The 22,397-nt window shown below is 60.3% G+C and carries 25 protein-coding genes; 16 read left to right on the top strand and 9 right to left on the bottom strand.

Annotated elements, in window-relative coordinates; all coding sequences use genetic code 11:
* The first annotated feature begins 49 nt into the window (after positions 1-49).
* The 9 genes from rplM to nudF all read left to right on the top strand — a co-directional run bounded on the left by rplM (position 50) and on the right by nudF (position 5,779).
* Positions 50-514, top strand: coding sequence for a 50S ribosomal protein L13 (gene rplM / locus HQL44_02460; protein MBF0267434.1), 465 nt, complete (start codon positions 50-52; stop codon positions 512-514).
* Between the two features lie 3 nt (positions 515-517).
* On the top strand, positions 518-997 hold the full coding sequence (rpsI, locus tag HQL44_02455; GenBank protein MBF0267433.1) for a 30S ribosomal protein S9: 480 nt from the start codon (positions 518-520) through the stop codon (positions 995-997).
* A 72-nt stretch (positions 998-1,069) separates the two neighbouring features.
* Complete coding sequence (locus tag HQL44_02450) at positions 1,070-2,113, top strand: N-acetyl-gamma-glutamyl-phosphate reductase (GenBank protein MBF0267432.1); 1,044 nt, start codon at positions 1,070-1,072, stop codon at positions 2,111-2,113.
* A 106-nt stretch (positions 2,114-2,219) separates the two neighbouring features.
* The gene (locus HQL44_02445; protein MBF0267431.1) at positions 2,220-2,750 is read left to right on the top strand and encodes a gamma carbonic anhydrase family protein; all 531 of its coding nucleotides are present in this window, start codon (positions 2,220-2,222) and stop codon (positions 2,748-2,750) included.
* 3 nt (positions 2,751-2,753) lie between these two features.
* A complete protein-coding gene (locus HQL44_02440; protein MBF0267430.1) occupies positions 2,754-3,002 on the top strand; it encodes a hypothetical protein in 249 nt (82 codons plus the stop codon).
* 2 nt (positions 3,003-3,004) lie between these two features.
* Positions 3,005-3,655: a ParA family protein gene (locus HQL44_02435; GenBank protein MBF0267429.1), complete on the top strand. Its 651-nt coding sequence runs from the start codon at positions 3,005-3,007 to the stop codon at positions 3,653-3,655.
* The gene (locus HQL44_02430; GenBank protein ID MBF0267428.1) at positions 3,655-4,680 is read left to right on the top strand and encodes a hypothetical protein; all 1,026 of its coding nucleotides are present in this window, start codon (positions 3,655-3,657) and stop codon (positions 4,678-4,680) included. The genes HQL44_02435 and HQL44_02430 overlap by 1 nt, the downstream gene beginning before the upstream one ends.
* A 16-nt stretch (positions 4,681-4,696) precedes the next feature.
* On the top strand, positions 4,697-5,155 hold the full coding sequence (locus HQL44_02425) for a CopD family protein (GenBank protein MBF0267427.1): 459 nt from the start codon (positions 4,697-4,699) through the stop codon (positions 5,153-5,155).
* A 6-nt stretch (positions 5,156-5,161) separates the two neighbouring features.
* Positions 5,162-5,779, top strand: a complete 618-nt coding sequence (nudF, locus tag HQL44_02420; GenBank protein ID MBF0267426.1) for an ADP-ribose diphosphatase — start codon at positions 5,162-5,164, stop codon at positions 5,777-5,779.
* 130 nt (positions 5,780-5,909) lie between these two features.
* Here the strand turns inward: nudF and HQL44_02415 are convergent, their stop codons facing one another.
* Positions 5,910-6,749 carry a hypothetical protein gene (locus tag HQL44_02415; GenBank protein MBF0267425.1) on the bottom strand — a complete coding sequence of 280 codons (840 nt, stop codon included), beginning with the start codon at positions 6,747-6,749 and terminating at the stop codon, positions 5,910-5,912.
* A 301-nt stretch (positions 6,750-7,050) separates the two neighbouring features.
* Here HQL44_02415 and HQL44_02410 point away from each other — a divergent pair, with 301 nt between their 5' ends.
* From HQL44_02410 to metC, 3 genes are all read left to right on the top strand, one after another.
* Positions 7,051-8,031 (top strand): cysteine synthase A, encoded by a 981-nt coding sequence (locus HQL44_02410; GenBank protein MBF0267424.1) that lies wholly within the window; start codon positions 7,051-7,053, stop codon positions 8,029-8,031.
* 123 nt (positions 8,032-8,154) lie between these two features.
* Entirely contained in the window at positions 8,155-9,033 is an 879-nt protein-coding gene (gene sseA / locus HQL44_02405) for a 3-mercaptopyruvate sulfurtransferase (protein ID MBF0267423.1), read from the top strand.
* Positions 9,033-10,211: a cystathionine beta-lyase gene (gene metC, locus HQL44_02400; protein MBF0267422.1), complete on the top strand. Its 1,179-nt coding sequence runs from the start codon at positions 9,033-9,035 to the stop codon at positions 10,209-10,211. The genes sseA and metC overlap by 1 nt, the downstream gene beginning before the upstream one ends.
* Before the next feature lie 83 nt (positions 10,212-10,294).
* On the opposite strand, the gene HQL44_02395 is transcribed toward metC, so the two are convergent.
* Positions 10,295-10,582, bottom strand: coding sequence for a GIY-YIG nuclease family protein (locus HQL44_02395; protein MBF0267421.1), 288 nt, complete (start codon positions 10,580-10,582; stop codon positions 10,295-10,297).
* Positions 10,583-10,670: 88 nt separating this feature from the next.
* Here HQL44_02395 and HQL44_02390 point away from each other — a divergent pair, with 88 nt between their 5' ends.
* Entirely contained in the window at positions 10,671-11,162 is a 492-nt protein-coding gene (locus HQL44_02390; protein ID MBF0267420.1) for a hypothetical protein, read from the top strand.
* Between the two features lie 77 nt (positions 11,163-11,239).
* Here HQL44_02390 and HQL44_02385 read toward each other — a convergent pair whose 3' ends face one another.
* The 3 genes from HQL44_02385 to HQL44_02375 are packed head-to-tail and all read right to left on the bottom strand — an operon-like array spanning position 11,240 to position 13,240.
* Positions 11,240-12,031, bottom strand: coding sequence for a metal ABC transporter permease (locus HQL44_02385; GenBank protein MBF0267419.1), 792 nt, complete (start codon positions 12,029-12,031; stop codon positions 11,240-11,242).
* Positions 12,028-12,750, bottom strand: coding sequence for a zinc ABC transporter ATP-binding protein ZnuC (znuC, locus tag HQL44_02380; GenBank protein MBF0267418.1), 723 nt, complete (start codon positions 12,748-12,750; stop codon positions 12,028-12,030). The genes HQL44_02385 and znuC overlap by 4 nt, the downstream gene beginning before the upstream one ends.
* Positions 12,740-13,240 carry a transcriptional repressor gene (locus HQL44_02375; protein ID MBF0267417.1) on the bottom strand — a complete coding sequence of 167 codons (501 nt, stop codon included), beginning with the start codon at positions 13,238-13,240 and terminating at the stop codon, positions 12,740-12,742. The genes znuC and HQL44_02375 overlap by 11 nt, the downstream gene beginning before the upstream one ends.
* 84 nt (positions 13,241-13,324) lie before the next feature.
* Here HQL44_02375 and HQL44_02370 point away from each other — a divergent pair, with 84 nt between their 5' ends.
* Positions 13,325-14,233, top strand: a complete 909-nt coding sequence (locus tag HQL44_02370) for a zinc ABC transporter substrate-binding protein (protein MBF0267416.1) — start codon at positions 13,325-13,327, stop codon at positions 14,231-14,233.
* Here the strand turns inward: HQL44_02370 and HQL44_02365 are convergent.
* The 3 genes from HQL44_02365 to HQL44_02355 all read right to left on the bottom strand — a co-directional run bounded on the left by HQL44_02365 (position 14,208) and on the right by HQL44_02355 (position 17,004).
* Positions 14,208-15,926 (bottom strand): hypothetical protein, encoded by a 1,719-nt coding sequence (locus tag HQL44_02365; GenBank protein MBF0267415.1) that lies wholly within the window; start codon positions 15,924-15,926, stop codon positions 14,208-14,210. The two genes, HQL44_02370 and HQL44_02365, sit on opposite strands and share 26 nt — an antisense overlap.
* 75 nt (positions 15,927-16,001) lie before the next feature.
* Positions 16,002-16,268 (bottom strand): hypothetical protein, encoded by a 267-nt coding sequence (locus tag HQL44_02360; protein MBF0267414.1) that lies wholly within the window; start codon positions 16,266-16,268, stop codon positions 16,002-16,004.
* The gene (locus HQL44_02355) at positions 16,231-17,004 is read right to left on the bottom strand and encodes a competence/damage-inducible protein A (protein MBF0267413.1); all 774 of its coding nucleotides are present in this window, start codon (positions 17,002-17,004) and stop codon (positions 16,231-16,233) included. The genes HQL44_02360 and HQL44_02355 overlap by 38 nt, the downstream gene beginning before the upstream one ends.
* Between HQL44_02355 and HQL44_02350 the strand changes: the two genes are divergently transcribed.
* A complete protein-coding gene (locus HQL44_02350) occupies positions 17,003-18,721 on the top strand; it encodes a peptidoglycan-binding protein (GenBank protein ID MBF0267412.1) in 1,719 nt (572 codons plus the stop codon). The genes HQL44_02355 and HQL44_02350 overlap by 2 nt on opposite strands.
* Positions 18,722-18,883: 162 nt before the next feature.
* A complete protein-coding gene (locus HQL44_02345; protein ID MBF0267411.1) occupies positions 18,884-21,403 on the top strand; it encodes a bacteriohemerythrin in 2,520 nt (839 codons plus the stop codon).
* Between the two features lie 2 nt (positions 21,404-21,405).
* On the opposite strand, the gene HQL44_02340 is transcribed toward HQL44_02345, so the two are convergent.
* A complete protein-coding gene (locus HQL44_02340) occupies positions 21,406-22,368 on the bottom strand; it encodes a GNAT family N-acetyltransferase (GenBank protein MBF0267410.1) in 963 nt (320 codons plus the stop codon).
* Positions 22,369-22,397: the final 29 nt, after the last annotated feature.

Genomic DNA, 22,397 nt, shown 5'->3' with positions numbered 1-22,397 from the left:
TGCCGCTCCTTCGCCCCATCGGGGGCTTTGATTAGAACGGGTCCTTAAGATGAAAACCTATTCCGCCAAGCCCGCCGAGGTGGAGAAGAAGTGGATACTGATCGACGCCGACGGCGTCGTGCTGGGCCGTTTGGCCAGCCTGGTCGCCCTTCGTCTGCGCGGCAAGCACAAGCCGATCTTCACGCCGCACGTCGATTGCGGCGACAATGTCGTCATCATCAATGCCGATAAGGTGAAGCTGACTGGCCGCAAGCTGGCTCAGAAGCGCTTCTACTGGCACACCGGCCATCCGGGCGGCATCAAGGACCGCACCATGGGCCAGATCCTTTCCGGCAAGCACCCCGAGCGGGTGATCGAGAAGGCGGTCGAGCGCATGTTGACCCGCAACAATCTGGGTCGCCAGTTGATGAAGAATCTGCGCGTCTATCCCGGCAGCGCCCATCCGCATGAGGCGCAGCAGCCGCAGACGGTGGATATCGCCGCCATGAACCCGAAGAACAAGAGGAGCGCCTAACCAATGGCCGAATCCCTTGAAAAGCTGTCCGAGATGATGGCCGCCAAGCCTGCCGTCGCCGCCGCCAAGCCGGTCTACGAGCAGAAGCTGGACAAAGAAGGTCGCGCCTATGCCACCGGCAAGCGCAAGAACGCCGTTGCCCGCGTGTGGATCAAGCCGGGTTCCGGCAAGGTTCTGGTCAACGACCGCGCGATCGAGGTTTACTTCGCTCGTCCGGTGCTGCGCATGCTGATCAATCAGCCCTTCCTGATCACCAACCGCGTCAATCAGTATGACGTGGTTTGCACGGTGGTCGGCGGCGGTCTGTCGGGTCAGGCGGGCGCTGTCCGTCACGGCATTTCGAAGGCCCTGACCGGCTATGAACCGGCTTTGCGTCCGGCCCTGAAGTCGGGTGGCTTCCTGACCCGCGACTCTCGCGTCGTCGAGCGCAAGAAGTTCGGCCGCGCCAAAGCGCGACGCAGCTATCAGTTCTCGAAACGTTAACGTCGGATCAAGTCCTTATTTGTTACAAGGGGGCGTTCCGGCAAGGAACGCCCCTTTCGTTTGTGGGAGAAGATGATGAACGCCATCGATGTCGCCATTCTTGGGGCCAGCGGCTATACGGGTGCCGAACTGGTGCGTTTTCTGGCCAACCATCCCCGTTTCAACATCCAGGCCCTGACCGCCGACCGCAAGGCGGGCCATTCGATGTCCGCCGTCTATCCGCAATTGGCGCAACTGTCTTTGCCCGAACTGGTCACCATCGAGCAGGTGAATTGGGACGAGATCGCCGCCGTCTTTTGCTGCCTGCCGCACGCCACCACGCAAGAAGTGCTGGCCAAGGTGCCCGCCCATGTGCGCATCGTCGATCTGTCGGCCGATTTCAGGCTTGAGGACCCGCAGGCCTACGCCAAATGGTATGGCCATGAACATCTCGCGCTGGCGCTTCAGAAGGAAGCGGTTTACGGCCTGACCGAGATCAAGCGCGCCGAAATTCAGGCGGCCAGACTGGTCGCCAATCCGGGCTGCTATCCCACCTGTTCGCTGTTGCCCCTGATCCCTCTGGCCGAAGCGGGGCTGATCGAGGAGGACGATATCGTGATCGACGCCAAGTCGGGCGTTTCGGGAGCGGGGCGGGCGGCCAAGGAAGGGTCTCTGTTCTGCGAGGTGACCGAGGGCATCCATCCTTACGGCGTCGCGTCGCACCGGCATGTGGCCGAGATCGATCAGGAGCTCTCGAAGGCGGCGGGCCATTCTGTAACGGCCAGCTTCACGCCGCATCTGATGCCGATGAGCCGGGGCATGCTGGCTTCGATCTATGTGCGGACCAAGGATGGCGTGACGGCCGCCGACATTCGCGACCTGCTGGAAAAACGCTATGCGGGCGAAGCCTTCGTGAAAATCCTGCCCAAAGGCGGCATTCCGCAAACGCGCCATGTGCGGGGATCGAATTTGTGCGTCGTCGGCGTGGCGGGCGACCGCGTGCCGGGGCGCGTGATGATCTTCTCGGTCATCGACAATCTGGTCAAAGGGGCCTCGGGGCAGGCTTTGCAGAACATGAATTTGATGTTCGGCCTGCCCGAGACCATGGGACTCGATCTGGTGCCGATGTTCCCATAATATATTGCGCTCAGGTGCCGTGCGCACACCTCCGGTGTGCTTGGCTTCCGCCGGGGTGGAACCCGGCGCGCCGCCCTTGGCGGCGTGTTCAAAAGGGGCAAAGTGAATGCAGGGTTTAATCATGCCCTTCAAGGGGCGCATGCCGAAATTGGGCGACAATGTTTTCATCGCTCCCACCGCGTCCGTGATCGGCGATGTCGAGATCGGGGCCAATTCCAGCATTTGGTTTGGCGTGACCGTGCGCGGCGACGTGCATGAGGTGCGCATCGGCGCCAACACCAACATCCAGGATGGATCGGTGGTGCATGTCACCGGGGCCAAATTCGGCACATATATCGGCTCCAACGTCACCATCGGCCACAACGCCATCATCCATGCCTGCACTTTGGAAGACGGCGCTTTCGTCGGCATGGGGGCGATCATTCTGGATGGGGCGGTGGTCGAGGGCGGATCGATGGTGGCTGCGGGCGCCGTCGTCACGCCCGGCAAGCGCGTGAAACGGGGCGAGATGTGGGCGGGCAGCCCGGCCAAGCTGATGCGCGCCATATCGGAAGAGGAGATCGCCGCTTTCGCTTGGTCGGCGCCGCATTATGTCGAACTGGCGGGCGACTATCTGGCCGAAGCGAAGACGAGGTAGCCGATGGCGCGTTGGATCGCCAGCTACATGATCGCCACCGAAGACGGCGGCATGCGCTCGACCACGCGCTTCATCGAGGCGGCGGATCAGGCCGAGGCCAAGCGCTTGGCGGGGTCGCTGGGTCCCGACGGCGTCGAATTCATGGTGACCGTCAGTCTTCATTCGGATGAAGCCTATCTGGGCCAGACCAAGGCGCAGGCCACCGGCAAGGTCAAGGGCATAGCAAGGCGGTTGAAGTTGGCGGAGGACTGAACATGACGGCTTCCATTCTGACCATCGCGCAACAAAAGGGCGGCGCTGGGAAATCGACCCTGGCGGCGCAACTGGCCGTCACCTATGCCCAGCGAGGCCACAAGGTGGGTCTGATCGATGTCGATCCGCAAGGCAGTCTGTCGGCATGGTTTGAAGCGCGCGTGGAACGTCTGGGGCCAGAGGCGGGCGGCATCGTGCTGTCGCGGGTTTCGGGCTGGAAGCTGGGCAACGAAATCGAGCGCATGAAGAAAGATCTCGACCTGATCGTCATCGACAGTCCCCCGCATGCCGAAACCGACGCCCGCGTTTCGGTGCGCGCAGCCCGGCTGGTGCTGGTGCCGGTGCAGCCCAGCCCGATGGATTTATGGGCCACCAAGCCCACGCTGGAACTGGTGAGCAAGGAAAAAAGCCAAGCCCTGATCGTCATCAACCGCATTCCGCCCAAGGGCCGATTGCCCCAGGCGGTGCTGGCCCGTTTGCATGAAGCCAATCTGCCGATGGCCAAAACCATGCTGGGCAACCGGATGGCCTTTGCCTCCAGCATGATGGATGGGCTGGGGGTTATGGAACAGACGCCGCGCTCGCCTTCGGCCATGGCCGAGATCGAGGCTTTGGCCAAGGAAATCGCCAAAAACTTGGGGCTGAAATTCTGATGGACTCCCTTCAGCGGCGCATACAAGAAATTCAAGATGCGGCGCTTTACGTGTCCCAGGCGGCAAGGCCGCTGCGTTTGTTCTTGCGCATCGAACCCGAGGTGGAGCGGCTGGGCTATGTCGCGCGTCCCATCGATCTGCCTGAGGGCGTCGAACTGGTCGAAGACGCCAAGTCGCCCGCCGATCTGGCCCTGTTCACCCATCATGGGCTTGACGTCGCTCCCGCCATTTGGTCATGGCGAATGGACCATCCCGGTCGCTTGGCGTTGCTGTGGGCCTGGGACAATCACTTGGGCCTGTTGCACAATCTGCACAGTGCGCTTTCCGCCGATATCGTCTTTCCCAGCCATGCCTATGCCAGCGCACATTTGATGAATCCGATGTCCATTCTGGGACCGCATTTGCCTGCCTGCTGCGCTCAGTGGCAAGGCGAACTGCCGCCCCCGTCTGGGCCGCGTTCGGATCGGTTGATGGCCCATTACGTCGATTATCCCTGGGCCGGGCGCACGAAATTGCTGGGCGAGTTGGCGGGGCAGGGGGCTTGGGCGGATGTGCGCCGCCTGTCGCCGGAAAACAAGCAGGGCTATTTCGGCCAGACGCCCGAGCAGCGCTTGCAAGAATGGCTGGGCTATAAGGTGTCGTTGGTTCTGCCGGTCGATCGCGACCTGTCCACCCGCTTCTTCGACGCCCTCTATGCCGGGCAGATTCCCTTGCTGGCGGGCGACTTTCCAGACCTTGACGCCGTGATGCCGCCAGCGGAAAGAAAGCGGTTGGGCGTCTTGCAAGTGGATGGGACAAGCCTTACGTCAGTGAAACAGGGCCATGCCGAGGCCCTTGCCCTGTTCGGCGCAATGGGCGAGGAGGGCTTGATGGCAAGGCATCGGTATGCGACGGAAGGCCATATGATGCGCCAGCGGATCGCGAAAGCGCTTGGCAGCGTATCGGACATCGTTCAGCAAAACAGTTTTCAGGTGCGTTTCAACGTAGCCCCCTGCGCATCAGGGCTTAAACTGACATCGATATAACCCAAGCAGGTTGATCATGCTCGTTCTTGCTATCGGCATCCACACAATGGCCGCCATCGTCTGGGTGGGCGGCATGTTTTTCGCCCATGTCATCTTGCGCCCCGCCATGGGGCCGATGGAGCCTGGCGAACGCATGGCGCTGAGGGGCCGTCTGCTGCCCCTCTTTTTCAAATGGGTGTGGATATCCATCATCGCCTTGTTCGTCACCGGCTACGGCGTGCTGTATTTCGGCTATGACGGACTGTCCGGGGCCGGGCTGCATGTCCGCTTGATGGAGGGGCTTGGGCTGGTCATGATGCTGTTGTTCGGTTGGATGTATTTTCGCCCCTTCAAACTTTTCATGCAGGCGCTGAAACAGGCCGATCAGAAGACGGCTTTGGGCGAATTCGACCGCATCCGCCGGGTGGTGATGGTCAATCTGGTTCTGGGGATGATCGTTTCGGTCTTGGGCGCTACGGGCAATTTTTGGGGATAGGAACGGATGGACGGGCAGGAACGCAAGGTCGAACTGGTCGAGAAGGTTACGGCTTATCAGGGGTATTTCAGGATTGATCGCTACAAGTTGCGCCACAGTCTGTTTGCGGGCGGGCTTAGCGGCGTCATGACCCGCGAATTGTTCGAGCGCGGCCATGCGGTGGGGCTGTTGCCCTATGATCCGGTCAAAGACGCCGTGGTGCTGATCGAACAATTTCGCATTGGCGCCTATGCGCATGGCTGGAATCCCTGGCTGCTCGAGATCGTTGCCGGAATCATCGAGGAAGGCGAAAGCCATGCCGACGTCGCAAGGCGGGAAACCAAGGAAGAGGCGGGGATCGATGTGAGCGATCTGGTGCCGGTTCATCACTATCTGGTCAGTCCCGGCGGCGCCACCGAAACCTGCGCGCTTTATTGCGGACGCGTCAATTCAGAACATGCGGCGGGCATTCACGGCGTCGGCGCCGAGCATGAGGACATCCGCGTGGTGGTGATGAGCGCCGACGAGGCGATCGCAAAACTGGAAGGCGGGCAGGTCGTCAATGCCGCCGCCGTCATCGGCCTGCAATGGCTGGCCTTGAAACGTCCCGAACTGCGCAGGCGTTGGCTTAGTTGCGGTTGCTAACCTTTCGTGGAAAAGGCGTTTGAGGGGCAGATATATTGGAGCGAAGCGACTAGGCCCAAAGGGCCGCGCGCCTGATGGCGCGAAAGCCAAGGCGCACGGAGTGCGCCGCCCGGCGCTTGAGGGGCATATATCAAGCCACAAGAAACTTGGGCCGGTCCGGGCGATAGCGGATTGACGTGTCTTGTTCGAAATTGACGATCAGCCGCTTCAAGGCGCGGCGTCTTTCGATGGCGCTCTCGATGTCGCGGGCGGTGATGTTCGATCCGACCACTTGTTTGGCCTCGACCATGCCGCGCACCTTTTCCAAGAAGACCGACGTGTTGTGGCCTTCGACGTAATGGGCCGCCAGTTCCAAGACGGTGCCGAAATGCACGCCCTTTTCCTTGGCGGGAACCGAGAAGCTGAAGGCGCTTTCCGCCCCCTTGGTGCGAATTTGAACGGCGCAGCGAAAGCCGGTGTCATCCAGCGTGGTGACCACGGCGGCCTTGCTGGCGTGCAGAATCTTCACGTCGCACTCATGGCCGCCCAATTCGGCTGCCGCCGATTTCAAGACAAGCTCGTCGATATAGCCGTCATTGGCGGCGGCGTGGCGTTCCAGAATCTCAATATGCGGGCAGGGCGAGGGCAGAAACAGGGCGCTGCCATTGCCGAACACGGCGCCCCAGCTGTCAGCTTCCGGCTTGGCGCCCTGCAAAAGGGTGGAACTGTGCCACAGGCGTCTCCAATCGACGGGATGATCGCGATCCAACAGGCTTGAGCTGCGTCTGGCTTCGGCGATGACCAAGCTGGCGTAACGCAGCGTATCGGAAAGATTTCGACCGCGAACGATCATGGTTTCGCGGCGCAGCTTGTTTCCCAAGGGCAGCAGGATGCGGTTGCTCTTGACCGTTGCCAGGACTTCTTCGTGCCCCTGCGAACGCGCAACTATGACTGTTTTCTCTCTAAAGAGCGTGATGCTGACCGAAGCCATATTCCCCTGACATCACTCTTAGGATTAAGGATTATTCCTACTCTGCCCCAACTTATCCACATTACGCAAGATCGCATGTGGATAATTCCGCCTCCTAACTCTCTGTACGGCAAAAAAGACGGATTTTTTGTCCACAGATGGCTAGGAATGAATCGACATATCTTGAACGAAAAGTGGTTAGCAATTGGTTAACACCCTTTGCTTTGTCGTGCTTTTGTTTGGTCTTAGATGTGGGGTTGAAAGCCTGCCCAAAGGTAACTACACTGAACGATGTTAAAATGAATGAAACAACAGGTGTGGTATGGAAATTAGAGACGGTCTGATTGCGGCCATTGGCAATACGCCGCTCATCCGCCTTCGGAAGATCAGCGAAGCCACCGGCTGCGACATTTTGGGCAAGGCGGAATTTCTGAATCCCGGCGGTTCGGTCAAGGATCGGGCGGCTCTGGCGCTGGTGCGCGATGCCGAGGCCAAGGGACTGTTGAAGCCCGGCGGAACCATCGTGGAAGGAACGGCGGGCAATACCGGCATCGGTCTGGCTCTGGTCGGCAACGCCTTGGGATATCGCACCGTGATCGTGATGCCGGAAACGCAAAGCCAGGAGAAAAAGGACATGCTGCGCCTGTGCGGCGCCGATTTGCGTTTGGTTCCGGCGGTGCCCTACAGCAACCCTGAAAATTACGTCCATGTCTCGGGCCGTCTGGCCCAGGAGCTTGGCGGTTTCTGGGCCAATCAATTCGACAATGTCGCCAACCGGGAAGGCCATCGGCTGACCACCGGGCCTGAGATATGGGAACAGACAGAAGGAAAGTTGGACGCTTTCGTGGCGGCTGTCGGCACCGGCGGCACGCTGGCGGGCGTCGGTTTGGCCCTTAAGGAGCGCAATCCGAAAATTCGCATCGTGCTGGCCGATCCGATGGGGGCCGCCCTGTATAACTGGTATGCCAAGGGCGAGATGAAGGCCGAGGGCGGTTCGATCACCGAGGGAATCGGCCAGGGCCGCATCACCAAAAATCTGGAAGGCGCTCCGATCGACGATTGGGTGCAAATACAAGACGCGGAAGCGCTGCCGGTTCTGTTCGATCTGGTGACCGACGAAGGGCTGCTGCTGGGCGGCTCGACGGCCATCAACGTGGCGGGCGCCATTCGGGTGGCGAAAAAGCTGGGGCCAGGACATCGGGTCGTGACTGTTCTGTGCGACGGCGGCCAGCGCTATCAAAGCAAGCTATACAATCCCGTTTTCTTGAAAGAGCGCGGATTGCCGGTTCCCGGATGGCTGTGAGATTAATTCGTCACGCCCTCCTTGAGCCATGCGTCCCGGCGCTGCTATGATGGCGCGTCGATGACGTGGATGGCCGGGTCATGCCCGGCCATGCTCATGTTTGTATCTTGCAAGGAATTAATCATGGATCACGCGCAGCACGGTTATTCGCATCCCGAAGCCCTGGTTTCCACCGCTTGGCTGGAAGCCCATCTGGCCGATCCCAATCTGCGCGTGATCGACGCCACCTTCTTCCTGGCCATCCAGAAGCGCAACGCCAAGGAGGAATATCACGATTGCCACATCACCGGCGCGCAATTGTTCGAGATCGATGACGTGTGCGATCCTGACAGTTCGCTTCCCCATATGCTGCCCAGCCCCGAGCGCTTCGCCGATATCGTGGGCAAGATGGGAATCGGCAATGATTGCCATGTGGTGGTTTATGACGCCACCGGCATGACCAGCGCCGCCGCTCGCGTCTGGTGGATGTTTCGCGTCTTCGGCCACGACAAAGTGTCGGTGTTGGACGGCGGATTTCCCAAATGGCTGCGCGAAGGCCGCTCGGTCGAGGAAGAGGCGCCGCCGCCCGCCCATGAACGCCGCTCGTTCAAGCCGTTCTTTCGCCCCCATCTGGTGAAGGGGCTTCAGGAGATGAAGGCCAATCTGCAAAGCAAGGAAGAGCAGATGGTGGATGCCAGGCCGCTGGCCCGCTTCAAGGGCGAAACGCCCGAGCCGCGTCCGGTATTGAAGCAAGGCCATATTCCGGGCAGCAAGCCCATGCCGTTTTCGATCTTCTTTGACAAGAAAACGATGACCATGCTTCCCGCCGACGGCTTGAAGCAGATTTTCGCCGAAGCCGGGATCGATCTGTCCAGGCCAGTCATTTCCACCTGCGGCTCGGGCGTGACCGCCTGCCTGCCAGCGTTGGCCGCCTTCCTGTTGGGCTATGATCAGGTTTCCGTCTATGACGGCTCGTGGGCCGAATGGGGCAATCTGGCGGACGCGCCGGCGGAGCTGGGCTGATGAGCGATCTTGTGAGAAAGAAAAAGCCAGCGACCATTGCCGTTCACGCCGGTCGCGCGGTCGAAGCGCATCAGGGGGCCGTCAATCCGCCGGTCTATCACGTCTCGACCATTCTCTATCCCGATGTCGCCACCATGGAGGAACGGGGAACCCGTCCCTTCGAAGGCATGACCTACGGGCGTTTCGGTACCCCCACCACCTTCGCCCTGGAAGAGGCTGTTTGCGCCTTGGAAGGCGGCTATCGTTCTGTCGCAGCGCCTTCAGGTCTGGCCGCCATCACGCTGGTGTTGGAAAGTTTCCTGAAACATGGCGACCATGTGTTGGTGACCGATTCCATTTACCATCCGACGCGGCGCTATTGCGACGGGCATTTAAAGGCGAACGGCATCGAGACCACTTATTACGATCCCCTGATCGGGGCGGGCATCGCCGATCTCATCCGTCCCAACACCAAACTGGTGTTCGTGGAGGCGCCGGGTTCGCTCACCTTCGAAATCCAGGACATTCCGGCCATCTCGGCGGCCGCCCACAAAAGGGGCGTCGTGGTGGCAATGGACAATACCTGGGCCACGCCATTGTTCTTCAAGCCCTTCGAGAAGGGCGTCGATTTGTCGGTGCAGGCGGCGACGAAATATATCGTGGGTCATGCCGACGCCATGATGGGAATGGTCACCTGCGCCAATGCCGATTTGTGGCAGATCATCAAGATGCGCGCCGCAGCACTTGGGTTGGGCGTAGGGGCGGAAGAGGCTTATCTGGCCCTGCGCGGCCTGCGCACCTTGCCCGTGCGCCTTGAACGCCATCAGGAAACGGCGATCTTGTTGGCGACCTGGCTGAAGCGCAGGCCCGAGGTTCTGCGCGTGCTGCATCCCGCCCTGCAGGACGATCCCGGCCACAAATTGTGGCGGCGCGATTTTTCAGGCAGTTGCGGCCTGTTCGCTTTCGTGATGAAGACGAAGGACAAAAAAGACGTCGACGCCTTTCTGGACGCGCTTCAACTGTTCGGGCTTGGCTATTCCTGGGGCGGTTTCGAAAGTCTGGCCATTCCCGCCGATCCGGGCATCAAGCGCACGGTCACCGGTTGGGATCCGGGCGGGCTGACCATTCGCCTGCATGCCGGACTGGAAGACGCCGACGACTTGATCGCCGATCTGGAACAGGCGTTCGGAAGGATTTGATCACAACGTCATGGCCGGAAATATCCCGGCCATCTTCCTCTGTCCCCAAGTCATGGCCGGGCTTGACCCGGCCATCCACGCCATCAAGCTAGTTCGTCGTGCAGATCTTTCCAATCAGGATTGACATCCAGAATCAATTTGACTTTCCATGCTCGCGGCCAGTGCTTGATATTCTTTTCTCGCTGCAAGGCCGTGCGGATATCGTCATGCCTTTCGGCATAGACAAGCCTTCTTAGGCTGTAGCGTTTCGTAAAGCTGTCAGCTACGCCTTCCCTGTGTTCCCAAGCTCTACGAGCAAGATTGTTCGTAACTCCGACATAGAGCGTTCCGTTCGGCTTGTTCGTCATGATGTAAATCCAGCCGCCTGCCATTCCGAGAGCGTAGCCTGAAGCCTCTGGGTTCGCTACTGTTGCGTGGATGGCCGGGTCAAGCCCGGCCATGACAAAAATAGGGGGATGCATGAGCAAAGATAAAGTTGCTCGGGGGAACGCCAGCCAGTTCTTCGTCGCAGGTGAACTATGTAGGCGTGGTTTCTATGCCGTTGTGACGCTTGGGAATACGCCCAATACGGACATATTATGTAGCAACCGTGAGGGTACGAGGTTTGTACATATCCAGGTCAAGACATTCGTTCCAGGCAATCGAACCTGTAGTGTCGGCGTCAAAGCCGAGCGCGACTTCGGTCCAAATTTCTTCTGGGTTCTTGCAGGCATCCCCCACACCGATTCAAATGATAATTTTGAATTCTACGTTATTCCAAGCAAAGTCATGGCCGAGAATGTCGTAGAGGCTAACGAACTTTGGTTGAAGACGCCTGGAAAAATGAATCAAAAGCACAAGGAAAATACAGTGCGGACTGTTCATTTGCCGCCGCACTCAAACTTTAGTGGTTGGAGCATAGAGCAATATCGAAATCGTTGGGATTTACTGGCAGCGAAACTTGATGGGTAGCATCCACAAAATCCATTTGGATGGCCGGGTCAAGCCCGGCCATGACGAAGGAGAGAAAAGGCCAGATGTGCGGAGTGTTACGACCGCTTGAAAGCCATCGACGCCGCGAAGAATAGAGTAGCGGCAGCGACGATGGCGGGGCCGGCCGGCAGGTCGATCATCAGCGAGGCGTAAAGACCGGCCAGCACCGAAGCGCTTCCAATGGCCGAAGCGATCACGGCCATCTGTTCGGGCGAACGGGCGAAGGGCCGCGCGCTGGCGGGTGGGATCACCAGCAGGGCGGTGATCAGCAGCACGCCCAGCACTTTCATCGCCACCGCCACCGTCAACGCCATCAAGATCAGGAACAAAAGGCGCGTGCGTTCGACGGCAATGCCTTCGACCCGGGCCAGTTCCGCATGCGTCGTCATCGACAGCAAGGGCCGCCACAGAATGGCCAAGCCCGCCAGAACGACCACGCCGCCGCCCCATGCCCACAGAATGTCTCCGGTCGTCACCGCCAGCACGTCGCCGAACAGAAGGCTTTGCAGATCCACGTTCAGGGCAGGCGCCAAGGCCAGCGCGCACAGGCCGAAAGCCAGCGAGCCATGGGCCAGAATGCCCAGCAGCGTGTCGCTTTGCAGGCGCTTTTGTTTTTCCAAGGCAAACAGCAGAACGGCAAACAGAATGCCGCCCGCCAGAACGCCCGCCATCAAGTCGATCTTCAGCATGAATCCCAGGGCGAGGCCCAGGATCGAGGCATGGGCCAAGGCGTCGCCGAAATAGGCCATGCGCCGCCAGACCACGAAACAACCCAGCGGGCCTGCGATCAGGGCCACGGCCAGGGCGGCCAATGCAGCGCGCCAAAGAAAGTCGAGTTCGCCGGTCATTTGTGAACGTGATCGTGATGGTGGGGATAGAGCGCCATGGTCTCGGCCACCCGGGGTCCGAACAGGGCCACGAATTCGGGATGACGGCTGACCGCTTCCGGATGGCCGTGGCAACAAACATGCCCGTTCAGGCACAGCACCTCGTCGGTGGCCCGCATGACCAAATGCAGATCGTGTGAAACCAGAATCACGCCAAGCCCCATTTGCGTGCGAAGTTGCGCGATCAGATCGTACAGATCGGCTTGGCCCGCCAGATCGACGCCGCGCACCGGTTCGTCCAACACCAGCAATTCGGGGTTTCGCAACAAGGCGCGGGCCAATAGAACCCGCTGCAATTCGCCGCCGGAAAGGCCAAGCAGCGGCGTTTCCAAAATCTTGGGGGCGCCCACGCGCTCCAGCGCGGCTTCGATGGCGCCGATGCCTTGCGGTGCCGCCATTTGAAGAAAGCGCTTGGCGGAAAGCGGCAAGGTCGGCGCGATGTCGAGTTTTTGCGGCACATAGCCGATGCGAAGCCCCGGTCTGCTGTGAACATGCCCGCTATCGGGCAATGCCAGACCCAGCAGAATCTTCAGCAAGGTGGTTTTGCCCGCACCATTCGGCCCCACCACTGTCACGATTTCGCCGGGCGACACTTTCAGCGAAACCCGGTCCAAGATAAGCTGCGCGCCATAGGTTAGGACAAGGTCGCGTCCCTCGATCAAGGTGGGGCTAGCTGGCATGGGTGTCCTTGTCCTTGCAGGCCGGGCACAGACCCGCCAACTCCACCGTTTGGCCTTCCAGCGTGAAGCCGCTCTCCTCGGCCAAGCGCTGAATGGCCTGGGACAGGTTGGGGTCGCAGGCTTCCACGGCTTGGCCGCAGGCGCGGCAGATCAGGAATTGGCTGTGGCGATCATCGTCATGCAGGTGCGAGCAACCGACATAGGCGTTCTTGCTTTCGATGCGATGCGCCAAGCCATGGGCCAGCAGAAATTCAAGGGCGCGGTAAACGGTGGGCGGGGCCGGGCGCCGTCCGTTTTTGGTCAGGGCAGAAAGAATTTCATAAGCGCCGATGGGCGCATGGCTGCCCCATACGATTTCAAGCACCTGGCGGCGCAATTCGGTGAATTGCGCGCCGTGGATGGCGCAGACTTGGCGCGCGGCCTCCATCGCCTTGGCGATGCAGCGGTCATGATCGTGGCGAGGCTTTGGAAAGGCTTGGCGATGGGGCATGGACGAAATCGCTATGTTATATTATAACATTCCCGGCATGATATCACATGCGCCAGCCAAGTCCAGCCAATCGGGGAGGAATTGATGCGTTTGTCCATGGCGGTCTTTTGGCTGCTACTTTGCCCATTTCAAGCCATGGCGGCGAGCGATGCACCCAAGGTCCTGGCCTCGATACCACCCCTGCATTCCCTGGCGGCCCAAGTGATGGCGGGGGCGGGAAGCCCCGAATTGCTGATGCCCGCTTTTGCCTCGCCCCATGATTTCAGCCTGAAACCGTCGGACGCCAAGCGCCTGGGGCAGGCCGATCTTGTGCTGTGGGTGGGGCCGGAGTTGGAAGGCTTCCTGGTCAAACCGCTGGTCGGACTTGCCGCCAAGGAGAAGGTTTTGCGAATGTCCGGCATCGAGGGCATGACCCGCCATCAACTGCGCGAAGGCGGCCCATGGGGCGGACATGATCATGGGCATGACGCGCATGACGAGATGGACGGCCATTTATGGCTGGATATCGGCAACGCCAAGAAATTGGGTGAGGCTTTGGCCGTCAAGCTGGCCACCATCGATCCGGCCAGGGCGACGCTGTATCTTGAAAATGCGGCGGCGCTGTCCGTCAGGCTGGACCAATTGGACGCGGATTTGAAGCGCGATCTGGCTCCGCTGGCTGGCAAGCCCTTCATGGTTCATCACGACGCTACCCAGTATTTCGAGCGCCGCTATGGCCTGAATGGCGCCGGTTCGGTCACGTTGAACGAGAAACAACCTTCGGCGAAATCGGTTGCCGCCCTGCGCCGCAAGATCTCGGATTTGAAAGTGCGATGCCTATTCAAGGAACCGCAATCACAAGCCCGTCTGACCGAGGCGCTGGCGGGCGAGATGCATCTGCGACTGGGCGTGCTTGACGATCTGGGGGCCGGGCTGGCGCCAGGAGCCGAACTGTATGAAAGACTTCTGAAAGGTTTGGCCGCCAGCTTCAAGGGCTGCCTGACGGCAGACTGATCTGATGAATGACCTTGGGCAGCATGAACCGGAAGACCGCACCTTGGCCGGGTTCACTTTCCACCCAGATGCGTCCGCCATGGCGTTCGATCACGCGCTGGCATAGCGCCAGGCCGATGCCGTCGCCGGGATAGTCGGTGCGCGAGTGCAGGCGCTTGAAGATCAGGAAAATGCGGTCGAAATACTGGGCGTCGATGCCGATGCCGTTGTCCTTGACCGAGATCACCCACTCGTCCTTATGTTCCTCGGCCCAGATGCGAAGGCGCGGCACAGCGCCCTTCGCCTGGAAGCGCAGTCCGTTCGAGACCAGTTGCTGAAAGACGGCCTCGATCTGCGGCGCGTCGACGGACAGCGTGGGCAGCGTTTCGACCAGGACTTCGGCGCCCGAAGCCTTGACGTCTCCGGAAAGATGCAGCACCGCGCGGCGCGCCAAATCGGTCAGGTTGGTTTGGGCAAAGGGCGAGCGGCGGGTGCCGACGCTGGAATATGCCAGCAATTCGTGGATCAGGCTTTGCAGGCGCTTGACCCCTTCGACCGTGTAATCGATGAAGGTGACGGCGTCGCTGTCCAGCTTGTCCTTGTAGCGCCGTTCCAGCAATTGCACGTAGCTGCCGATCTGGCGCAGCGGTTCTTGCAGGTCGTGCGAGGCGATATAGGCGAATTGCTCAAGATCGGCGTTCGAGCGTCTTAGGCTGTCGTTGGCGCGCTCCAGGTCCCCGCGAGCGATTTCCTCATGCCCAACGGCCCGCAAGACCAGCCAAGAAAGGCCGCCCATGACCAGAAGGGTGAAAAAGGCGATCCCCGCATTGCGCCATGCGCGCCAGTACCAATCGGAAAGCGCGTCGGATTCGCCGATGCTCATCCAAACCAGAAGCGGAGGATTTTCAATTTTGCGGTAGGAAATCACCCGCTGCACATTGTCATAGTCGAACTTGCCGTGATAGGTGCCGATCGACGACAGCGGAAGCTGCTGCGTATAGATCGGGCTGTTCGCCATGTTGCGATTGATGACGTCGTCGTCGCGGGTGATCGGCTCTCGGACCAGGATCGCCCCGTCCAACTTGAAGACGCCCATGGCGGGCGACGAGCCGACGGCCAGATTGTGGTAAAATTCTTTGAAATACAGGTTGGGAATGGTGGCGACGGCAATGCCCATGAAGCGGCCCTGGGCGTCGGTGATGCGTCTTGCCACCGGGAAGGTGAAATTGGTGGTGAAGGGATCGCGGGTCACCTTGCCGATGAACAGGTTCTCGCGACCGTTTTTCAAGATGTTGAAATAGTCCATGCCGGTCACATCGACCGCATGTTGCGGAATGGGGCGCGAGGCCAGAAACAGCCTGCCCGAGGGGTCGACCAGATACATGGTTTCGGTTTGCGGCGAGCCATTGGCCATGGCGGCCATCAGGCGCCGCTCGGTGTCATAGTCGCCAGGCTGGGGCAGTTGGCCCTTGGAAACGATGCGGTCGATCAGGCGCAGGATCAGAAGATCGGTGGAATCGATGGTGCGTTTGGAATGTTCTTCCAGCAGGCGCACATAGTCGCGGGTGACTTTTTCGGAAGAATTGATGGTCTCGGAATAGTCCGCCATGGTGGCAAACGCGCCATATCCCCCGACGACAAGGGCATAGAAACCCATCATGGCGAACAAGAAGCCGCGTGGGCCGCGAAGATGGCGCCTGAGATCGGTTGACACTTTTTAGTCCTGCGCGCAGGTCCCCATAGAACTATCCCGATACTGACATGGGCCAAGCAAGATGGCGAGAAGAAGTTAATGATCCTGGCTGTTTATGGTCATGATGCCGACCCCCATGCCGACACTACCAAAAGTAATGAACAGGCCAAAGAACAATAGAAAAAGGGCGATCCCCATGTCGTTGGACGCAAAGATCAGGGTCCGCAGCCCGCCTACGTCCAGAACAAGCAGCATGATGCCGAAAAAGAAGCCGCCCACCACGCCGAAAAACATGTGCCGCAGCATGAAAAGCACGGCGTGCCGCTCATGGGGCTTTAGCGTTGCCTTCGCCGGTTTCAACATGGGGGTCTCCATTCAGGGATCTCATAAGGGTGGCAACCAGACCGGCAACTTCGTCCAGCCGACGGGCGTCGCGCCCCCGCGCCACGATGCTGGCGCCCAGCCTTTGGTCCGCCATGAAGGGGTAGCTGCCCAGGCTGACATCCGGGTTGGCGTCTTGGATGGCCTTCAGCCCCTTGGCCAGCAGGCCTTCCGCCACGAAGGCCCGCACCGTGCGGGCCAGCAGGGGCGGCCCCTGGATCAGGCGATGTTTCATCTGTTCGAACATGGCGCTTGCGATCATGGGCACCCCGGCCAGCACATGGACGTTGCCAATACTGAAGCCAGGAGCAGAACTGATCGGATTGTCGATGAGAAGCGCTCCTTCGGGCATGTCGGCCATGCGTTTTCGCATATCGTTCAAATTGTCGGGGCCGTAATGGCTTTCCAGGCGGCGCAGCGCCTCGGGATGGCGGGTCAGGGGAAGGCCGAAAGCCAGGGCGACCGCCTCGGCCGTGATGTCGTCATGCGTCGGGCCGATGCCTCCGGTGGTGAAGAGGCTATCGTAATTGTGCCGCAGAGCGTTTACGTTATCGGCTATGACGGACAACTCGTCGGGAATCACGCGCGCGTGCCTGACCTGAATGCCAAGCAGGGCCAAGGCGCTGGACAAGAAGCCAAGATTGGCATCGCGCGTGCGGCCAGATAGGATTTCATTGCCGATGATCAGGACCGCGGCGCTGGGGACCATTTGAGACATGCGCGTATCCGCTGGAAAAACAAGACAGATTAGCATTCGGCCCGGCTGGGGCCAATGGGTCTTGTTGCTGGGGGCGACGCTATTGCTGGTCATGCCCTGGAGCGCCTCTTCGCCCGCCGCCCTGAAAGACCCGGTCATTCCGTCGTCAAAGCAGCAAGCGCCCCTGCAAACCGACGCTTTGCTGCTGGCCATTCAAAGCCTTCTCGGGGAAATGGGGCTTTATCATGGGGAATTGGACGGGCGCTTGTCGCCCGCCACCGTCGAGGCCATCCGACTGCATCAAAAGGCTTGGGGGCTGAAACAGACTGGCCAGCCCGGCGAGGATTTGTTGCAGCATCTGGAAATGGTGGCCGGCATGCGCCGGATCGAGAGGCGCTTGAAGCAAACGCGGGCCGAACAGATTACGGGGGCCAAGCGCCTGATCGAGGAATCGCCAGCCACCCGCCGTCTGCTGATCGAGGCTTCGGCGCGCCCTCTGCCTTTGGTCGGCGATCCCAAGGACTGCTTTAGAAACCCGCAACCGGAATGTTTGTCCGTTCTGGCCCGTCAGGCGGCGCTGGCCGCCCCTGCCGGGTCGATGCGCGATTGGGCGCTGTCCGAAGTCGCCAGCGAGGCAGCCGAGGCGGGGGTTCACCAGATGGCCTGGGAAGTGGCGTCGCGCATCGACGATCCGCGCACCCTGATCTCGGCCCTGGAATCCGTAGCCCGCTCCTTGGCGGCGGGCGGATATTTTCAGGCGGCGCTTGAGGCGTTGGACGTCATTCCCGACGCGGCGCGCCGTTGCGAGGCGGCCCTGCTTTTGTCCTTGCGCCAAGCCGAGATGGGGCATGTCGAATCGGCGCGGGCGGCCAGGGCGGTGGCCGAGCGCCTTCTGGACAGCCTGAAACAGCCCGAGGAAACCTTGTCGGCCCGCCTGAAGTTGGCGGAAATCGCCTTGCGCTTGGGTGAGGAGGGGGCGGCGATGCGCTGGCGGATCGATGCGGAAAAGCGCTTGTTGACGCTGCCCTTCGAAGCCCGCCAAAGCGCCATCGCCAATCTGTCGATGATCGAAACGACGCTGAAGCGTTTCGAAGCCAGCCGCCAATGGCTGGTTCAGGTCAATGACGGTTTGCTGCGCGTTCCCGCCGAACTGAAGCTGATCGAGGCCATGGCCAGAGACGGGCGGGGCGTCGAGGCGGAAGTGCTGGCCCAGCGGATCGAATTGCCGCGCTACCGCGTTCTGGCTCATGTGCGTTTGGCCGATGCCGCCTTCTTCTTGAATAAGCCCGATGAAGCCAGACGTCAGCTTAGAACCGCCGCCGTTCTGGTGCAGGCCATCGATTTGCCTTTCGCCAGGTCATACGGCGAAAGCCAGATCGCGATGGGTTGGCAGATGCTGAACGACACGCAAACCGCCCAATCGCAAGCGATGATCATCGATGACGAGGCGATCAAGGCGCAAACGCTGTGGCGACTGGCCGATCAAAGCAGCGGCCAGTTCAGAAGTTCGTTGTCGGCAGAGGCCGAAGCCGCCACACAGGCCTATGCCGATCCTTTCGGGCGCGTCTGGATGTATGCCGAGTTGGCGCGTGAGAACAGCCGCAAGGGCGACCGCGCCAGCGCGCTCGGCCATCTGTTCAGGGGAGTCTCGGTGGCCGAAGTGATCACAGATGCTTGGAGCCGTTCACGGGCCTTGGCGGCCTTGGCCGGCGCCTTGGCCGAAGTCAGTCGCCAATAATCAATGCCCTAAGAAATATGTCATTTGATAACAGGGTCTTGCCAAATTAAACATGTGCCTGATGTTGTTTAACTCTTTTTCCAAGACTTAACATTCATCAAGTTTGCCTTCTTGATAATCGGATAGCCTGATCTTCCCTTCTGCCCGTTAGGAGTGACGAGCATGGCCTTGCTTCCTTGGCACGATTCCTACAGCATCGGCGTGCGCGCCCTTGATGATGATCATCGTCATTGGGTCGAGCTGATCAACAAGTTCCACGATGCGCAGGAGCGCGGCGACGCCGCCCAGGTCATCGAGGCGAATATCGACGCCCTGCTGGCTCATACGAAAGAGCATTTCGGACGCGAAGAAGCATTGATGAACAAGTCGGGATATCCCGGCTTCACCAAGCACAAGGCGTCGCACGATCTGACGCTGGCCAAGTTGAACGAATTGACCGAGCGGCGCAAAACATACGGCGAAACCATCGATCAGAAGCTGCTGATCGATTTCATGAAAAATTTCTTCATCGGGCATGTCACCTCGGAAGATTTGCGCATGCGCGAATATTTCCGCGAGAAGGGCGTCTCGGACGTTCCATTGCCCGAATCGCAGCAGCGAGGTTCCCAGCGTCATGGTTTCCTTGGCGCGGTGATGGGGGTGTTTGACGCCTTCAAGGTCAAGCAACGCATCATCATGCTAGGTTTGTTGCCGACCTTGGCCTTGTTGATCTATGCCGGGGTGGCGGTCGAGGAAAAGCGCACCACCGCCGCCGAAATGGAAAAGCTGGGCGTGTTGACAGGTTTCTCGCAATCGGCCAGCGCCCTGATTCACGAGTTGCAAAAGGAACGCGGTTCGACCTCGCTGTTCATGGGCAGCAAGGGAACGAAATTCAAGGATCAGGTGGACGCCATCCGCAAGGACAGCGATGGCCGCCTAGCACCCTTCAAAACCAGCCTGCAACGGATCATGGCCGACATGCCCGAATATGGCGACATGGGCAAGGCGGCGCTGACCGGTCTGGACGGCTTGGCAGGCGTGCGCGCCAAGGCCGACGCGCTGGATGTGCCGATTCCCGAGATGCAAGGCTTCTACACCCGCAACATCGGCCAATTGATCGGCATGATCGACGCCATGGCCTTGAAAACCAGCGACAGCGCGGTGGCCCGTCTGATCGGCGCCTATTCCGGCTGGATCAAGATGAAGGAACAGGCCGGTCTTGAGCGCGCCATGATCTCGGGCGGTTTCGCGGCGGGAAAATTCGCGCCCGAAGCCTATCGCCGGGTGGTGGGCAATTTCGGCCAGCAAAGCGCCTATGAAAACGTCTTCAACGCCTTCGCCACTTCAGAGTTGAAGGAGTTGGCGAAAAAGACGGTGGCGGGCGAAGCGGTCGACGAGGTGACGCGCCTGCGCAAGATCGCCCATGACAGCATCGAAACTGGCGATACCGGCGGCGTCGAAGCGCCGAAATGGTTTGCCGCCTCGACGGCGCGCATCGACATGATGAAGAAGGTCGAGGACGAGATCGCCAATCGTTTGGGAACCTTGGCCCGCGAAACCATGGAGGCGGCCAACGCCAATTTCGTCTTCCTGATCGTAGTTTCCTTGGTCTTGCTGTCGCTGATCGGCTTGTTCGCCTTCGCCATCGTGGCCAGCATCACGCCGCCCTTGATCTCGCTGACCGGCACCATGCAGATGATGGCCCAGGGAGATTTGGGCGTTGATGTCTATGGTCAGTTCCGCAAGGACGAGATCGGCGACATGGCCAGAAGCCTTCAGCATTTCAAGGAATCCTTGATCCGCGCCTCGGTCGTGTCTTCCGAGAACTGGGTTGAGAATACGGCCCAGATCGAAAAGCTGGCGCATAAGCAGCGCATGATCGAAACCTTCGAGGTCAAGGTGTCGCAGTTCCTTGAACAGATGGCGGCCGGGGCCGATGGTTTGTCGAGCACGGCGGTCCGCATGAGCGAAAACGCCCACAATACCGCCAGCGAAAGCGAGGTGGTGAGCGCCGCATCGCATCAGGCCAGCGAGCGGGTGGAGGCGGCGGCAGCGGCGGCCGAGGAATTGCGGGCTTCGATTGCGGAAATCGGTCGTCAGGTCGATGGCGCGGCCAGGGCGACCCGCGACGCCTCTCAGCAGGCCAAGGCCACGGACGCCAAGGTGGAATCGTTGCTGACGGCAGCCCAGCGCATCGGCGAGGTGGTGCATCTGATCAACGACATCGCGTCACAGACCAATCTGCTGGCCTTGAACGCTACTATCGAAGCGGCCAGGGCGGGCGAGGCGGGCAAGGGATTTGCCGTCGTGGCGGGCGAAGTGAAAAGCCTGGCCAACCAGACCGCCAAGGCCACCGAGGAAATCGGCGGCCAGATCAAGGCGATGCAATTGGCGACGGATGAAACAGTGGCGGCCCTGCGCCAGATTTCAAACAGCATTTCCGAGATCGATCAGGTGTCGGCTTCGGTGGCGGCGGCGATCGAGGAGCAAAGCAGCGCCACCGAGGAAATCAGCCGCAATGTCCATGATACGGCGATGGCGGCGGCGGAAGTGTCCAACTCGATCGGTCGCGTCAGCGCGGCGGCGGCTGAAACCGGGCAGGCATCCGAACTGGTGCGTTCCGAATCCGAACAGATGAGCAGGCAGGCCAGCAACATCCGCACCGAGGTCAAGACCTTCCTGGCCGAAGTGAAGGCGGTGTGACGCTACAGCCAGTCCTTTAAGATCGGCGTCAGGGGCAGGTCTGCGGGCGGCATCGGATAGGCGTCCAGCCGGTCTTTGCGCACCCAGGCCAGTTTCTGGCCTTCATGAGGGTGCGGCTCGCCTTGCCATTGGCGCAGCACGAACAGCGGCATCAATAGATGGAAACTGTCGTAATCGTGCGATGCGAAGGCCAGCGGCGCCAGACAGCTTTCGCTGGCGTCGATTCCCAGTTCTTCCTTCAATTCGCGGATCAGGGCCGCTTCGGGGCTTTCGCCGGCATGGATCTTTCCGCCGGGAAATTCCCATAAGCCCGCCATCGCCTTGCCTTCGGGGCGGCATGCCAGCAGCACCCTGTTGTCGACGTCGATCAAGGCGGCGGCGCTGACCAGCAGCAGGGGCTTGTCCGCTTGCAACTTGTTCCATCCGTCAAGATCAAGGCGGAAGCGCGTGACAGGAACATCCCGGCAGCGGCCTTGAAGCTGGCGGGATTCCACTTGGCTGGCTGTGAAGCCCGCTTTTTCCAAGACACGGCACGATGGCCTGTTGTCCGCCATGACATCGGCGACCAGCCGGGCAAGGCCTAGTTGCCGGAAAGCCAGCCTGGCTATGCGGCGCACGGCTTGGGTGGCGTAACCCAATTTCCATTGGCGTCTGGCGATCCAATAACCCAGTCTGCCGGTGCCGTCTTCGAAAGACAGATGGATGACGCCCGCCAGCTTCCCGTCGGCCAGCCGCTCGATGAGCAGGACGACATCCTTGTTTTGCAGACGGTCGCTGTTCGCCTGGGCGATGAACTCCATGGCGTGGCCCGCATCGTAGGGATTGGGCAATTGCGCCGTCCAGCGGGCGATTTCCGGGTCGTTGGCGATCTCGACCAGGGCGGGAATGTCGGCTTCGACGGGGGGGCGCAAGCGCAAGTCAGCAGTCAGCAGATGCTCGCCCCGCCAACTTCTTCCTGCCGACATGCAACCAGTTTTTGAAGTCATGCGCGGCC

The sequence above is a fragment of the Alphaproteobacteria bacterium genome (genome assembly GCA_015231795.1).
GTDB lineage: Bacteria > Pseudomonadota > Alphaproteobacteria > Rhodospirillales > WMHbin7 > WMHbin7.
This window is presented reverse-complemented; position numbering and strand designations above follow the sequence as displayed.